The sequence below is a fragment of the Acidovorax sp. GW101-11A03 genome, assembly GCF_059424825.1.
On record NZ_JBWKZU010000015.1, the window covers coordinates 51048 to 64887 of the forward strand.

Consider the following 13840-nt stretch of genomic DNA (forward strand, 5'->3'; position numbering starts at 1 on the left):
AGGTCGGCCGCACTGGCTTGCTGTGGCTCGGGCATCTGCGCGGCTGACCGCCGTCTTGCCACCGCGTTGCAGCCTTGCAGCCACGCTGCTCCCCCATGACCTCCGACCTCCCTTATCTGCGTTCTTACCCTGCGGCCTTGCAGGCGCAGGCGCGCGACCTGCTGGTGCAGGGAAAGCTCGGTGCGGTGCTGCAACGCAAGTACCCCGCTGCCCATGCCGTGCGCAGCGACAAGGCGCTGTACGACTACACGCAGGAGCTGAAGGCGCGTTACCTGCGCAACGCGGGCACAGTCAACAAGGTGCTGTTCGACAACAAGATCCACGTGGTGCGCCACGCGCTGGGTTTGCACACGGCGGTGTCGCGTGTGCAGGGCAATCGCTTGACGGCCAAACACGAGATCCGCATTGCCGCGATGTTCAAGCAGGCGCCGGACGAGTTTCTGCGCATGATCGTGGTCCACGAGCTGGCCCACCTGCGCGAGAAGGACCATGGCAAAGCCTTCTACCAGCTGTGCACCCACATGGAGCCGCAGTACCACCAGTACGAGTTCGACCTGCGGCTGTACCTCACGCATGTGGAACACGCGGGCACCCGGTTGTGGGGTGTGGAGCAGCCCTGAGAGCTGTGACATAAGCCTGAATTGCTATTCTTTCGATAGCTATTCAGGCTTGGTGAACGCGCGCAGAGGCCGATTGTTGCTTTGAATCAGGGCACTTGCACAGACTGGCAGCAACTCGCGGGCAGGTCCAACCAGCGCTGCGCCGCGACCTCCAGCATGGCGACGGGGCCCGTGGTCAGCAGTTGCACCGGGGGCGTGGCCTCAGACTGCGGTACGGGGGGCTGGCCAGGCCGAGTTTCTGCGGGCACATGCAGCAGTCCAGCAGCTTCCAGCAGGCGCCGCGTCTGGCGGGCCACGGGCTCGCCGGTCTCGATGAACTGGACGTCCGGCCCCACAAGCGCGCGCAGTTCATGGGCCACAAAGATGTAGTGTGTGCAGCCCAGCACCAGGGTGTCCATCTGCCCTGCGGCGGTGCCAAAACTGCCCATGGCCTGGACATAACGCGCGCACAGCGCGCCAGTCTCGGTGGCTTCGACGGGGCTGTCCGGGGGGGCTATCGGAAGCGCCACGCTGCGCTCGATGGCATGGGCCAGGCCATCGCAGGGCTGCACAACAAACTGCGCCTGGCCTGCCAGTGAAGCCATGAGCTTGCCGAACTTCGCACTGGTCAGCGTGCCCCGCGTGCCGATCACGCCCACGTGCCCGGTCTTGGTGACGGCCAGCGCGGGCTTGATGGCAGGTTCCAGGCCCACCAGGGGCAACGTGGGGTGGCTGCTGCGCACTTCGTGGATGGCGGCTGCCGTGGCGGTGTTGCAGGCCACGACCAGGGCCTTGATGCCATGCTGCTCGCACAGGTACTGTGTGATGGCATGGGTGCGCGCCGCCACATAGGCGTCGCCCCGTTCGCCGTAAGGCGCGTGGGCGCTGTCGGCCAGGTACACAAAACGTTCGTGCGGCATGGTGGCCAGCAGCGCGCGCAGCACGCTCAGCCCGCCGACGCCACTGTCAAAAACACCGATGGGAGAAGAGGCCTGCGGCATCGAGGAACCAAGCTCTGGCTGTTGGACGAAAGCGTGGATTGTAGGAAAGACGCCGCTCCCGTGCTGGAAGGCGCAAGCGCGCAAGAAAAAACCGCCCGAGGGCGGTTTGGAGAGCCGTTGCCCAGGTGCCAGAACGGAGCCTGGCACGGGGCTCGGTGCAGGGCCGGGGCTCAGGCCGTCGCGACTTCAATGCCCTTGAACTCGCCCGAGGCGATGCGCTTTTGCCACTCGGCCGGGCCGGTGATGTGGGCGCTGGTGCCACCGGCGTCCACGGCCACGGTCACGGGCATGTCCACCACGTCGAATTCGTAGATGGCTTCCATGCCCAGGTCTTCAAAGCCCACGACCTTGGCGGTCTTGATGGCCTTGGAGACCAGGTAGGCGGCGCCGCCCACGGCCATGAGGTAGGCGCTCTGGTGCTTCTTGATGGCCTCGATGGCGACCGGGCCGCGCTCGGCCTTGCCCACCATGGCGATCAGGCCCGTCTGGGCCAGCATCATCTCGGTGAAGCCGTCCATGCGCGTGGCGGTGGTCGGGCCTGCGGGGCCCACGGCTTCGCCCTTGACGGGGTCCACAGGGCCCACGTAGTAAATGACGCGGTTGGTGAAGTCCACAGGCAGCTTCTCGCCCTTGGCCAGCATGTCCTGGATGCGCTTGTGGGCGGCATCGCGGCCGGTCAGCATCTTGCCGTTGAGCAGCAGCGTGTCGCCGGGCTTCCAGCTGGCGACTTCTTCCTTGGTCAGCGTGTCGAGATTGACCTTCTTGCTCTTGTTGTAGTCGGGCGCCCAGTCCACGTTGGGCCACAGGTCCAGGCTGGGGGGCGTGAGGTACACGGGGCCCGAGCCGTCCATCACAAAGTGCGCATGGCGCGTGGCGGCGCAGTTGGGGATCATCGCAATCGGCTTGCTGGCCGCGTGCGTGGGGTACATCTTGATCTTGACGTCCAGCACGGTGGTCAGGCCACCCAGGCCCTGCGCGCCAATGCCCAGGGCGTTGACCTTCTCAAACAGCTCCAGGCGCAGCTTTTCGACATTGTCGAGTTCGGCCCCGCTGGCTTGCTTGGCCTGCAGCTCGTACATGTCCAGGTCGTCCATCAGGCTTTCCTTGGCCATGAGCACGGCCTTCTCGGCCGTGCCACCAATGCCGATACCCAGCATGCCAGGCGGGCACCAGCCAGCGCCCATGGTGGGCACGGTCTTGAGCACCCAGTCCACCACGTTGTCGCCGGGGTTGAGCATGTACATCTTGGACTTGTTCTCCGAGCCGCCGCCCTTGGCCGCCACGGTGATGTCCACGGTGTTGCCGGGCACGATCTCGGTGAAGATCACGGCAGGGGTGTTGTCCTTGGTGTTCTTGCGGGCGAACTGCGGGTCGGCCACGACCGAGGCGCGCAGCGTGTTGTCGGGGTGGTTGTAGCCCCGGCGCACGCCTTCGTTGATGGCGTCATCCAGGCTGCCGGTGAAGCCTTCCCAGCGCACATCCATGCCCACTTTCAGGAACACGTTGACGATGCCGGTGTCCTGGCAGATGGGGCGCTGGCCGGTGGCGCTCATCTTGCTGTTGGTCAGGATCTGCGCGATCGCATCCTTGGCCGCCGGGCTCTTTTCACGCTCGTAGGCGCGGGCCAGGTGGGCGATGTAGTCGGTGGGGTGGTAGTAGCTGATGTACTGCAGCGCGCCGGCAATGGATTCGATCAGGTCTTCTTGGCGAATGGTCGTCGTGGTCATGGCGGTGGGGGTTTTAGGGAAAACGCGAACCCCGAATTATCCCCCGCCGGGCTTGCGCGGTCCTGTCAGGGGCCATGGGCGGTGCTGGCGCACCATGGCCTGGGGTGGGTATGCTGCGGCTTGGTGTTTCGTTCCACCCCCATTCGCTCGCTGAGCGGCAAGGCCCACCCGTGAAAACTTCCACCCCCGCCCCGACCGCAGTCCGCACCGAAAAAGACACTTTCGGTCCCATCGATGTGCCCGCCGACCGGCTGTGGGGCGCGCAGACACAGCGCTCGCTGCACCACTTCGCAATCTCGGGCGAGCGCATGGCGCCCGAGCTGATCCGCGCGTTGGCCCAGGTCAAGCGGGCCGGTGCCTATGTGAACAACGCACTGGGCCTGCTCGACGCCGCCAAGACCACGGCCATCGTGGCGGCGGCGGATGAGGTGATTGGCGGTGGCCACCTGCAGGAGTTTCCGCTGGTGGTGTGGCAGACCGGCTCGGGCACCCAGACCAACATGAACATGAACGAGGTGCTGGCCAACCGCGCCAGCGAGCTGCTGGGGGGGCCGCGCGGCGAGGCGCGGCTGGTGCACCCCAACGACGAGGTGAACAAGAGCCAGTCGAGCAACGACGTGTTCCCCACCGCCATGCACCTGGCGGCGGTGGACGCGCTGATGCACCGCCTGTTGCCCGCGCTGCACGGCCTGCGCACCACGCTGGCGGCCAAGGCCCAGGCGTTTGACGGCATTGTGAAGATTGGCCGCACGCACCTGCAGGACGCCACGCCGCTCACGCTGGGCCAGGAGATCTCGGGCTGGGTGGCGCAGCTGCAGCATGGCGAGCAGCATGTGCGCGCTGCGCTGCCCCACCTGGGCGAGCTGGCCCTGGGCGGCACTGCCGTGGGCACGGGGCTCAATGCCCCCGCAGGCTACGCGCAGGCCGTGGCCAAGGAGCTGGCCGATCTGACCGGCCTGCCGCTGGTCACCGCCCCCAACAAGTTCGAGGCCCTGGCCAGTTGCGATGCGCTGGTGCATGCCCATGGCGCGCTCAAGACCCTGGCAGCCAGCCTGATGAAGATCGCCAACGATGTGCGCTGGCTGGCCAGCGGCCCGCGCAGCGGGCTGGGCGAGATCACCATCCCTGAGAACGAGCCGGGCTCGTCCATCATGCCCGGCAAGGTCAACCCCACGCAGTGCGAGGCGCTGACCATGCTGTGCGCGCAGGTGCTGGGCAATGACGTGGCCATCAACATCGGCGGGGCCTCGGGCAACTTCGAGTTGAACGTGTTCCGCCCGATGGTGATCCACAACTTCTTGCAAAGCGTGCGCCTGCTGGCCGACGGCATGGCCAGCTTCAACGAGCACTGCGCCGTGGGCATCGAGCCCAACCAGGCGCGCATCAACGACCTGGTGGAGCAGTCGCTGATGCTGGTGACGGCGCTGAACCCGCACATCGGCTACGACAAGGCGGCCTTCATTGCGAAGAAGGCGCACAAGGAGGGCACCAGCCTGCGCGCAGCGGCCGTGGCTTCGGGCCATGTGACGGGCGAGCAGTTTGACCAGTGGGTGGTGCCGGGACAGATGGTGGGGCGTTGAGCCTGCGCGGCCTCGCTGGGAAAAGCGGGTTTTTGTAGAAAAAATGCCGCTACCGCCTGTTCTGATTGTCTTTGTTGCTATTGAAATAATAGCTAATGCGCCCAGGCCGTTGAAGCCCGCAAACCATCAGGTTGCTGGCGGGCCCTCGTGGTTCGGGTCCAGTGCAAAGCCCACGCCATACACCGAGCGGATCCAGTCGCTGCCATCACCGCTGGCGGCCTTGAGTTTCTTGCGCAGGTTCTTGATGTGGCTGTCGATGGCGCGTTCGTTCACATCCAGCGTGTCGTCATAGGCCTGGTCCAGCAACTGGGCGCGCGAGAAGATGCGGCCCCGCTGGCGCGCCAGCACCTGCAGCAGCTTGAATTCGCGGCGTGTGAGGTTGAGCGGCGTGCCGTGCAATGTGGCTTGCCAGTGTGATTCGTCTAGCACCAGCGCCTCCACCGTGGTGGGGGCCGTCGGTGGCTCCTGCGCTGCAGCGCTGCGGCGCAGCACGGCCTTGACGCGGGCCACCACCTCGCGCGGCGAAAACGGCTTGCAGATGTAGTCGTCCGCGCCCAGCTCCAGGCCAATCAGGCGGTCCACCTCTTCCACGCGGGCAGTGAGCATGATGATGGGGTTCTGCGTGTGGCGCCGCGCCTGGCGCAGGATGTCGAGGCCGTCCATGCCGGGCAGCATGATGTCCAGCAGCGTGAGGTCGGGCGGCGCGGCCACGATGCTGGCGAGGGCTGCGCGGCCATCGGCCTGGTGCTCGACGGTGTAGCCCGCGTGGCGCAGGTAGTCCACCACGATGGTGGCGATGTCGGGTTCGTCTTCGACGACAAGGATGCGTGGGCTCATGGGGCGGTGTTGTCCAGAAGGGGCAGAGTCAGCGTGATGCGCAGCCCGCCCAGGGGCGATGCCTCGGCCGCCAGCGTGCCGCCATGTGCGAGCACGATGGCACGGCAGATCGCCAGGCCCAGGCCCGAGCCGCCATGGTCGCGGTTGCGCGAGGTCTCGGCGCGGTACAGGCGCTCAAAGATGCGGGGCAGCTCGTGCGCGGGCACGCCGGGCGTGCTGTCGTCCAGTTGCACCTGCAGCATCGGCAGGTGGGCCGCGCTGCCGGGGGCTGCCACTTCGCGCGCCGTGATCTGCAGCAGGCCACCAGCATCGGTGTAGCGCAAGCTGTTCTCCAGCAGGTTCAAAAACACCTGGTGCAATTGCTGCGCGTCGCCTAGCACCAGTGGCGCGGGCACCTGTGCGGCCAGAGCGTCCAGGCCCGTGGTGTCCACATCGATGCCCGCCTGCGCCAGGCGTGGGCGCATCGACGCCAGTGCTTCGCCCAGCAGCGACAGCGGGTGCACGGGCACCTGGGCCGAGGGCGCGCTGGTGCCCGCTGCATCCAGGCTGGCGCGCAGGTCGCCCACCAGCTGGATCAGGCGCATCACCTGCCGGTGCAGGCGCAGCGCGGTCTTGTCGTCAAAGGGGCGGATGCCGTCCTGCACTGCCTCGATCTCGGCGCGCATGGCAGCCAGGGGGGTGCGCAGCTCGTGGGCCACGTCGCCCAGCCACTGGCGGCGGCTGGCCTCGATGCTGCTCAGTTGTTCGGCCATGGTGTTGAAGGTGCGGGCCAGCTGGGCCAGTTCGTCGTTGCCGTGTACGGGCACGCGGGTGTGCAGTGCGCCTTGCGCAATGGCGCGTGCGCCGGTGGCCAGGGCCTCGACCGGGCCCAGCCAGCGCCGGGCCAGCCAGCCGGACAGCAGCAGCGCCAGCGCCAGCCCGGCCAGGCCCGTCCATGCCACAAAGCCCAGGTGCTGGGCCAGAAAGGCCTGATCGGCCTCGGTGCGCACGCCCTGAGGCGGTGCCAGCACCAGGTGGCCGATGGTCTGGCCGCCCTCGCCGCGCAGCGCCAGGCGTGCGCCGCCGGGCTGGGGCGCGGTGCCCACCACCAGGCGCTCCTGCGCGTCGAGCAGGCCCAGGCGGGGGTAGATGTCATCGCGGTGGCGCGGTGGGGGCGGGAAGCTGCCCGGGCCCTGGCTGCGCAGGTCGTCGGGCGGTGGGGGCGGAGGGGCCGGGTCTGCCTGGCCCGGGGGCGGGCCGGGGCGTGTGTCGGGCGCACCGCCGGGGTCGCCGGAGGGCGGTGGGCTGGGGCGGCGCGGGCCACCGCCGGGGTGGCTGAGGCGGCCCCACAGCGTGGACTGGCTGCGCAGGCTGTCCCATCCGCCCGCCTGGGCGTGGTGGGCCTGCAGGCGCTCGGCCAGCCAGTCCATGCGCGCCAGCTCGATCTCGGCCACATACGGCCCCAGCCCGCGCTGCAGACCCAGGCGCGAGAAGCCCGCAAAGATCAGCAGCAAGGCCACCAGCAGGGCGGCCAGGGCGAGGAAGGCTTTGCGGTGCAGGGTCAGGTGGGGCATGGAGCTGGGGTGGCGTTCAGCGATCAGCGGGCAGGTGGTGGGCCGCCCGCGCCGCCGGGGCCACCGGGCCCGCCTGCGGGCATGGCCACCAGGGTGCCATTCATTGTGCGGCATGTGCCGGTCAGTGATTTCCCGTCGGGCATGGTCAGCGTGACGCTGGCGCCTTCGGCCTTGCCCTTGCAGGCGGCGTACGCCTCGGGCGGTGGTGCGGGCGGGGTGCCGCCACGCTCTGGCTGGGCCCAGGCGGCGACGGTGGTGGCGCCCAGGGCCAGAAGGGCCAGGCGGGCGAGAGAGCTGCGAATCAGGGACATGGGGTTACCTTGTGAAGGAGAGGGGTTGGGGTCAGGCCGCGATCGAGATCGTGATGCTGGCGGCGTAGCCACCGCCCGTGTTGGCCTGCATGGTGGTCATCTCCAGCGCGGTGCCGTCGCTGAACACGTTGTCGGTGGCAAAGGTGATGGCAGCCAGGTTGCGCACGCTGGCGCTGTAGCCCGCATTGCTGCTGTAGATGCTGCTGAGCAGCGCGGTGGGGAAGGCCAGCTGCGTGGTCTTGACCTTGTTGCGTGCGTTGCTGGCGGCGGCGAGGCTGGGGTACACCTCCAGGTGCATGTGGGGCATGCGGCCTGCGTAGCAGCCGGGCACGATGGTGGTGAAGGTGACGGTGCCGCTGGCATCGGTGGCCTGCACGCCGCGCAGGTAGTTGTCGGCGATGTTGTTGGAGGTGTAGACCGAGTAGTTGCCGTCCTGCGTGCAGTGCCACAGATAGATGGCGTAGCCCGCGAGCGGGGCGCAGCTGGCCTGGGTGTTGGTCAGCGTGATGGTGATGGTGAGCGGCACGCCCCCGACCTGGGTGGACGAGCCGATGGAGCTGCGGATGTCCGAGCGCACGATGCCGCTGAGCGCCAGCACGTTGTAGGTGTTGTTGCTGGCCGTGGAGCCGTCGGCGGGGTAAGGGCCTGCGGTTTCCTCGGGCACGACCGAGCAGGTGGTGGTGGTGCCTGTACCCGTCCCGGTGCCGGTCCCGGTCCCGGTTCCGGTTCCGGTTCCGGTTCCGGTTCCGGTTCCGGTTCCGGTTCCGGTTCCGGTTCCGGTTCCGGTTCCGGTTCCAGTGCCTGTTCCCGTACCGGAGGTATCGGTGGTGTCCGTGGCGGCGGTGTCGCTGCCCCCGCCCCCGCAGCCCCACAGGGTGGCAACGCCCAGCGAGCCGAGGGCGCTCAGGGCAAAACGGCGGTTGGCAGAGGCCTGCGCGGCAGGGGCGAGGGGCGCAGAGGGGAGTGGGTTGTGGGGGCTGTGGTCCATGGATTTCTCCTGCAGGTAGGAACAGTGGGGGGATGGCCTGCACTGTGCCGCCCGATTGGGGAGAAATCTGGGAGCGGGAGGGTGGGGTGTGGTTGCTATATTTTTAATAGCTATCAGGGCATGACTGTTGCGCGGTAAGCACTGTTTTTATTCAAGTTTTTGGTCCTTGCGCCGTTCAACAGCGCCATGCACCGGGCCCGGGCCGGGCCACGGCCTCCCTACGGCGCTGCACGGGTGGACGCGTGGCGGCACTGGAACGGGCGGTCGCTGCGCGCAATGTCGTCGCTGCCACATTGCCATTGGCGGATGTCGGTCTGCTGTTTGCGGGTGCGCAGCAGCGGGGTGTAGACCAGGTGCTTGCCCGCCAGGGCTGCGCCCTCTGTGCCACCCACGCCCTCGGCAATCGTCAGCCGCACCACGCCACTGGCGGGGTCGATCCTCAGGGCCTGGAAGCCCGCAGGCAGGCGTTCGGTCGGGCCGGACGGACCCAGGCCGATGGCGGCTGCACTGGGCGGAAACTTGCCTGTGCTGCGGTAGTGGTTCTCCACCAGTTGCAGCACCACCCGCGCCGCGCCGTCAAGCTGGCGCACGGTGTCGCGCAACGGGTTGGCGGGCTCGCTGCGGGGGCTCCACAGCACCAGCGCCACCACAATGGCCAGGCCCAGCACCGCCAGGCCGCCCAGCACCACCAGCCCTTTGAGGAACCAGCCGGGCCCCGGGGCATTGGCAATCGCCTCGCGAATGGCCGCATCGTCGGCATCGCGCGCGACCACAAAAGTGCCCGTCATGGAGCTGTGCAGGCCGCGCTCGCCAAACAGCGCTGTGAGCAGGCGGTGCAGCAGAAACGGCACGGCCAGCGTGAGGCCGAGGGTGAGCGAGTATTTCAGAAAGTGTCGCAACGCCGAGCGCGCCACGCCCGGCCGCTCGCCCGTGCGGGTGACCACCCGCAGGCCCTGTACCCGCTTGCCGAAAGAGCCCGCGCCCAGCGCATCCATCAGTCCCGGCAGGAGCAGCCCCAAGGCGCCCAGCGCCAGCGCGGCGGCCAGCAGGGGGCCGGGTGGTGCGCCGTCGAGGGCGCTGCTGGCCAGTGCCCAGGCGGTCAGCAGGGCCGCCGGGACGGCCGCCATGGCCAGGCCATCGATCAGCGTGGCCCCCAGGCGCGCCAGCATGCTGGGGAACACGGCCGCCTGCGCATGCTGTGCCGGCGATGGGGCGGAGGGCGACTGTGGCCGGGGGCGCGCCTTGGCAGTGGCCGCCCCTGCAGTGCGTGGGCCGATCCCCTCACCCGCTGCGGCCAGCGGCGCATTGCAGCTGAAGCAGTGGGTGTACGAGGCCGGGTTCTGCCAGTTGCACTGCGGGCATTGCATGGCGCGGCGGTGGCCGGGGCCTCAGTGGTGGCTTGCAGCGGGGGCCGTGTGCGACATCAGGCGGTCGGTCAGGGCAATGGCCAGCGCGCTGAGCAGGAACACGGTGTGGATGATGGTCTGCCACATCAGAACCTTGACGTCGTAGTTGGCGGCGTTGATGAAGGTCTTGAGCAGGTGGATGGAGCTGATGCCGATGATGGCGGTGGCCAGCTTGACCTTGAGCACCGAGGCGTTCACGTGGCTCAGCCATTCGGGCTGGTCGGGGTGGTCTTCGAGGTGCAGGCGCGAAACAAAGGTTTCGTAGCCGCCCACAATCACCATGATCAGCAGGTTGGAGATCATGACCACGTCGATCAGCGCCAGTACCACCAGCATGATGATGGTCTCGTTGAGCGAGGTGACCTCAAAATCGCTCTTGTAGCCAATGCTGGAGACCAGGCTCTTGAGCGCCCCAGTGTTGCCAAAGGCGGCTTCGATCAGGTGTACCAGCTCCACCCAGAAGTGGAAGACATACACCGCCTGCGCCAGAATCAGGCCGAGGTACAGGGGCAACTGCAGCCAGCGGCTGGCAAAAATCAGCGAGGGCAGGGGGCGCATGGGCGACGGGGAGGCGGGGTTTTTGGGCTGGGTCATAGAGGGATAGGGAAAGATCGGAGGGTCCGGGGTCGCGCGATTTTAGGGGCGTGGTGTGACAGCCCTTCTCCCCAGTGGCCATCCCGACATGGTGCAGGGTGTAGATTCTGTAAGCTTCGCGCCAGTCAGTGGCTTGTAAGTGCTGCGCCCGACAGTACCGCCCAATTTCAATTCCATCAAAACCAGGAGACAACACCATGAGTGCGCCCACATCCGCGATCGAGTCCGTTTTGGTCGAGAACCGCGTGTTCCCGCCGTCCGATGCGGTCGTCAAGGCGGCCCGCGTGTCCGGCATGGCGGGCTACGACGCACTGTGTGCCGAGGCCGACAAGGACTTCGAGGGCTTCTGGGCACGCCTGGCGCGCGAAAACGTGAACTGGAGCAAGCCCTTCACGCGCACGCTGGACACGTCCAACGCCCCGTTCTTCAAATGGTTTGACGATGGCGAGCTGAACGCATCGGCCAACTGCCTGGACCGCCACATCGGCACCCCCACCGAGAACAAGACCGCCATCGTCTTCGAAGCCGACGATGGCGCGGTCACCAAGATCACCTACAAGGAATTGCTGGCCCGCGTGAGCCAGTTTGCCAACGCGCTCAAGGCCCACGGCGTGGCCAAGGGCGACCGCGTGCTGATCTACATGCCCATGACCATCGAGGGCGTGATCGCCATGCAGGCCTGCGCGCGCATCGGCGCCACGCACAGTGTGGTGTTCGGCGGCTTCAGCGCCAAGGCGGTGCAGGAGCGCATCATCGACGCGGGCGCGGTGGCCGTGATCACTGCCAACTTCCAGATGCGCGGCGGCAAGGAGCTGCCGCTCAAGGCCATCATCGACGAAGCCCTGGCCATGGGCGGCTGCGACACCATCCGCAACGTCTTCGTGTTTGAACGCACTGCGACGGCCTGCAACATGGTGCCTGGGCGCGACAAGACCTTTGGCGAAATCCTGGCCGGGCAGAGCACCGAGTGCGCCCCCGTGCCTGTGGGCGCCGAGCACCCGTTGTTCATCCTGTACACCAGCGGCTCCACCGGCAAGCCCAAGGGCGTGCAGCACAGCACCGGTGGCTACCTGCTGTGGGCCAAGCTCACCATGGACTGGACGTTCGACCTGCGGGCCGACGACGTGTTCTGGTGTACGGCCGACATCGGCTGGATCACTGGCCACACCTACGTGGCCTACGGTCCGCTGGCAGCGGGCGCCACGCAGATCATCTTTGAAGGCATCCCGACCTTCCCCAACGCCGGCCGGTTCTGGCAGATGATCGAAAAGCACAAGTGCACGATCTTCTACACCGCGCCCACCGCCATCCGTTCGCTCATCAAGGCCGCTGAGGGCGATGCTGCCGTGCACCCCGCACGTTCGGACCTGTCGAGCCTGCGCATCCTGGGCAGCGTGGGCGAGCCCATCAACCCCGAAGCCTGGATGTGGTACCACAAGAACGTGGGCGGCGAGCGCTGCCCCATCGTGGACACCTTCTGGCAGACCGAAACCGGCGGCCATGTCATCACCCCGTTGCCCGGTGCCACGCCGCTGGTGCCCGGCAGCTGCACGCTGCCCCTGCCCGGCATCGCCGCCGCCATCGTGGATGAAACCGGCAATGATGTCGCCAACGGCGCGGGCGGCATCCTGGTCATCAAGAAGCCCTGGCCCAGCATGATCCGCACCATCTGGAACGACCCCGAGCGCTTCAAGAAGGCCTACTTCCCCGAAGAGCTCAAGGGCTACTACCTGGCCGGTGACGGCGCGGTGCGCAGTGCCGACCGGGGCTACTTCCGCATCACCGGCCGCATCGACGACGTGCTCAACGTCTCGGGTCACCGCATGGGCACGATGGAAATCGAGTCGGCCCTGGTGTCCAAGACCGACCTGGTGGCCGAAGCCGCCGTAGTAGGCCGCCCCGACGACGTGACCGGCGAGGCCATCTGCGCGTTTGTGGTGCTCAAGCGCGCTCGCCCCACCGGCGAAGAAGCCAAGCAGATCGCCAACGAACTGCGCAACTGGGTGGCCAAGGAAATCGGCCCCATCGCCAAGCCCAAGGACATCCGCTTTGGCGACAACCTGCCCAAGACCCGCAGCGGCAAGATCATGCGCCGCCTGTTGCGCAGCATTGCGAAGGGCGAGGCCATCACGCAGGACACCAGCACATTGGAGAACCCTGCAATTCTCGATCAGTTGGCCAAGGCCAACTGATCGAGGAGGGCGCCGAAGGCGCCCGCGCATAGCGCTTGCGGGGTTTGGGGACACTCATATCGCGCAGCGATGTGACGTGGCCACAGAATCCGGGTCGATCATCCCCCGACGGTGATCGAAGCCGCTGCAATTGATCGAGAAGGGCACCGCAGGCGCTTGCGCGCAGCGCTTGTTCTGCCACCAAAAAGTAAAAGCCGCGTCACATACCCTGTGGCGCGGCTTTTTTGCTGCGGCTCCGGGGCGTTGCACCCCAGACCAGCAGTTGCGTCAATCGCTTCTTACTTCTGCGTCAGCACCCAGGCAGCCAGCTTCTTGGCGTCTGCGTCGTTGACCTGTGCGTTGGCAGGCATGGGAACCGGGCCCCACACGCCAGAGCCACCCTTGATGATCTTGGCGGCCAGCTTGTCCACGGCGTCTTTCTGGCCTGCGTACTTGGCCGCCACGTCCTTGTACGACGGGCCCACCAGTTTCTTGTCCACCGCATGGCAGGCCATGCAGTTCTTCGATGTCGCCAGGGCCATATCGGCCATTGCGGGTGCCGCAACCGACAGCGTCATGGCAAGAGTGATCAGGGTACGCTTCATGGTGGGATTTCCTGTGGTTGAGTTACAGTGCTTTTAATGGGATTGTAGTGACTTGGGTTGACAAACCCTTGTCCCGCATCAATCAGGCCTGTGATGGCATTTTCTGGAGACTGTGATGTATCTGCTGGGTCTTTCCCTTCTCATACTGGCACTGAAATACTTTGAAATCGGCCCCGTGGCGGCCTGGTCCTGGTGGTGGGTGCTGGCGCCTTTCGGGGCCACTGCACTGTGGTGGGCCTGGGCCGATTCCACGGGCTACACCAAGCGCAAGGCCATGGAAAAAATGGACCAGCGCAAGCAGGACCGCATCAACAAGCACAAGGAAGCTCTGGGCATCCAGCCGCGCAAGCCGCGCTGAACAGCTGGCGCGCTGGATGCAGCGCTGGTGTGGTTTACCCACCAACAACAAAAAACGCCCGGAGCATTGCTTTCGGGCGTTTTTTGTTGTCTGGAGCGGGTGGTGGGGCG

General features: G+C 66.8%; 13 protein-coding genes. 4 read left to right on the top strand and 9 right to left on the bottom strand.

Annotated elements, in window-relative coordinates:
- The first annotated feature begins 95 nt into the window (after window positions 1-95).
- Window positions 96-620, top strand: coding sequence for a M48 metallopeptidase family protein (locus AC07Z7_RS08845; RefSeq protein WP_094287494.1), 525 nt, complete (start codon window positions 96-98; stop codon window positions 618-620).
- 86 nt (window positions 621-706) lie between these two features.
- Here the strand turns inward: AC07Z7_RS08845 and murI are convergent, their stop codons facing one another.
- Together murI and AC07Z7_RS08855 are read right to left on the bottom strand one after the other, a co-directional pair.
- Window positions 707-1600 (bottom strand): glutamate racemase, encoded by an 894-nt coding sequence (gene murI / locus AC07Z7_RS08850; RefSeq protein WP_494766041.1) that lies wholly within the window; start codon window positions 1598-1600, stop codon window positions 707-709.
- A gap of 170 nt (window positions 1601-1770) precedes the next feature.
- On the bottom strand, window positions 1771-3327 hold the full coding sequence (locus AC07Z7_RS08855; RefSeq protein WP_252658925.1) for a fumarate hydratase: 1557 nt from the start codon (window positions 3325-3327) through the stop codon (window positions 1771-1773).
- A gap of 170 nt (window positions 3328-3497) precedes the next feature.
- Here AC07Z7_RS08855 and fumC point away from each other — a divergent pair, with 170 nt between their 5' ends.
- Entirely contained in the window at window positions 3498-4907 is a 1410-nt protein-coding gene (gene fumC, locus AC07Z7_RS08860; protein WP_494766042.1) for a class II fumarate hydratase, read from the top strand.
- Window positions 4908-5033: 126 nt separating this feature from the next.
- Here fumC and AC07Z7_RS08865 read toward each other — a convergent pair whose 3' ends face one another.
- The 6 genes from AC07Z7_RS08865 to AC07Z7_RS08890 form a co-directional block, all read right to left on the bottom strand.
- Window positions 5034-5744 carry a response regulator gene (locus AC07Z7_RS08865; protein WP_494766043.1) on the bottom strand — a complete coding sequence of 237 codons (711 nt, stop codon included), beginning with the start codon at window positions 5742-5744 and terminating at the stop codon, window positions 5034-5036.
- Window positions 5741-7297: an ATP-binding protein gene (locus AC07Z7_RS08870; RefSeq protein WP_494766044.1), complete on the bottom strand. Its 1557-nt coding sequence runs from the start codon at window positions 7295-7297 to the stop codon at window positions 5741-5743. Before AC07Z7_RS08870 ends, AC07Z7_RS08865 begins: the two co-directional genes overlap by 4 nt.
- Window positions 7298-7320: 23 nt before the next feature.
- Entirely contained in the window at window positions 7321-7608 is a 288-nt protein-coding gene (locus tag AC07Z7_RS08875) for a hypothetical protein (RefSeq protein WP_094287506.1), read from the bottom strand.
- A 31-nt stretch (window positions 7609-7639) separates the two neighbouring features.
- Window positions 7640-8272, bottom strand: coding sequence for a dioxygenase family protein (locus AC07Z7_RS08880; protein ID WP_494766045.1), 633 nt, complete (start codon window positions 8270-8272; stop codon window positions 7640-7642).
- 542 nt (window positions 8273-8814) lie between these two features.
- Window positions 8815-9963 (bottom strand): RDD family protein, encoded by a 1149-nt coding sequence (locus AC07Z7_RS08885; protein WP_494766046.1) that lies wholly within the window; start codon window positions 9961-9963, stop codon window positions 8815-8817.
- Window positions 9964-9984: 21 nt separating this feature from the next.
- On the bottom strand, window positions 9985-10596 hold the full coding sequence (locus AC07Z7_RS08890; RefSeq protein ID WP_252658932.1) for a TIGR00645 family protein: 612 nt from the start codon (window positions 10594-10596) through the stop codon (window positions 9985-9987).
- 197 nt (window positions 10597-10793) lie between these two features.
- Here AC07Z7_RS08890 and acs point away from each other — a divergent pair, with 197 nt between their 5' ends.
- A complete protein-coding gene (gene acs, locus AC07Z7_RS08895; protein ID WP_494766047.1) occupies window positions 10794-12788 on the top strand; it encodes an acetate--CoA ligase in 1995 nt (664 codons plus the stop codon).
- 278 nt (window positions 12789-13066) lie between these two features.
- On the opposite strand, the gene AC07Z7_RS08900 is transcribed toward acs, so the two are convergent.
- Window positions 13067-13372 (bottom strand): c-type cytochrome, encoded by a 306-nt coding sequence (locus AC07Z7_RS08900; protein ID WP_289814404.1) that lies wholly within the window; start codon window positions 13370-13372, stop codon window positions 13067-13069.
- A gap of 115 nt (window positions 13373-13487) precedes the next feature.
- On the opposite strand from AC07Z7_RS08900, the gene AC07Z7_RS08905 reads away from it, so the two are divergent.
- Entirely contained in the window at window positions 13488-13730 is a 243-nt protein-coding gene (locus AC07Z7_RS08905; RefSeq protein ID WP_063461808.1) for a TIGR04438 family Trp-rich protein, read from the top strand.
- Window positions 13731-13840: the final 110 nt, after the last annotated feature.

Excerpts from the sequence above, each read along its gene's own strand:
- AC07Z7_RS08845 (WP_094287494.1), top strand. The coding sequence starts at position 96 with ATGACCTCCGACCTCCCTTATCTGCGTTCTTACCCTGCGGCCTTGCAG.
- murI (WP_494766041.1), bottom strand. The coding sequence starts at position 1,600 with ATGCCGCAGGCCTCTTCTCCCATCGGTGTTTTTGACAGTGGCGTCGGC.
- AC07Z7_RS08855 (WP_252658925.1), bottom strand. The coding sequence starts at position 3,327 with ATGACCACGACGACCATTCGCCAAGAAGACCTGATCGAATCCATTGCC.
- AC07Z7_RS08865 (WP_494766043.1), bottom strand. The coding sequence starts at position 5,744 with ATGAGCCCACGCATCCTTGTCGTCGAAGACGAACCCGACATCGCCACC.
- AC07Z7_RS08870 (WP_494766044.1), bottom strand. The coding sequence starts at position 7,297 with ATGCCCCACCTGACCCTGCACCGCAAAGCCTTCCTCGCCCTGGCCGCC.
- AC07Z7_RS08875 (WP_094287506.1), bottom strand. The coding sequence starts at position 7,608 with ATGTCCCTGATTCGCAGCTCTCTCGCCCGCCTGGCCCTTCTGGCCCTG.
- AC07Z7_RS08885 (WP_494766046.1), bottom strand. The coding sequence starts at position 9,963 with ATGCAATGCCCGCAGTGCAACTGGCAGAACCCGGCCTCGTACACCCAC.
- AC07Z7_RS08890 (WP_252658932.1), bottom strand. The coding sequence starts at position 10,596 with ATGACCCAGCCCAAAAACCCCGCCTCCCCGTCGCCCATGCGCCCCCTG.
- acs (WP_494766047.1), top strand. The coding sequence starts at position 10,794 with ATGAGTGCGCCCACATCCGCGATCGAGTCCGTTTTGGTCGAGAACCGC.
- AC07Z7_RS08900 (WP_289814404.1), bottom strand. The coding sequence starts at position 13,372 with ATGAAGCGTACCCTGATCACTCTTGCCATGACGCTGTCGGTTGCGGCA.
- AC07Z7_RS08905 (WP_063461808.1), top strand. The coding sequence starts at position 13,488 with ATGTATCTGCTGGGTCTTTCCCTTCTCATACTGGCACTGAAATACTTT.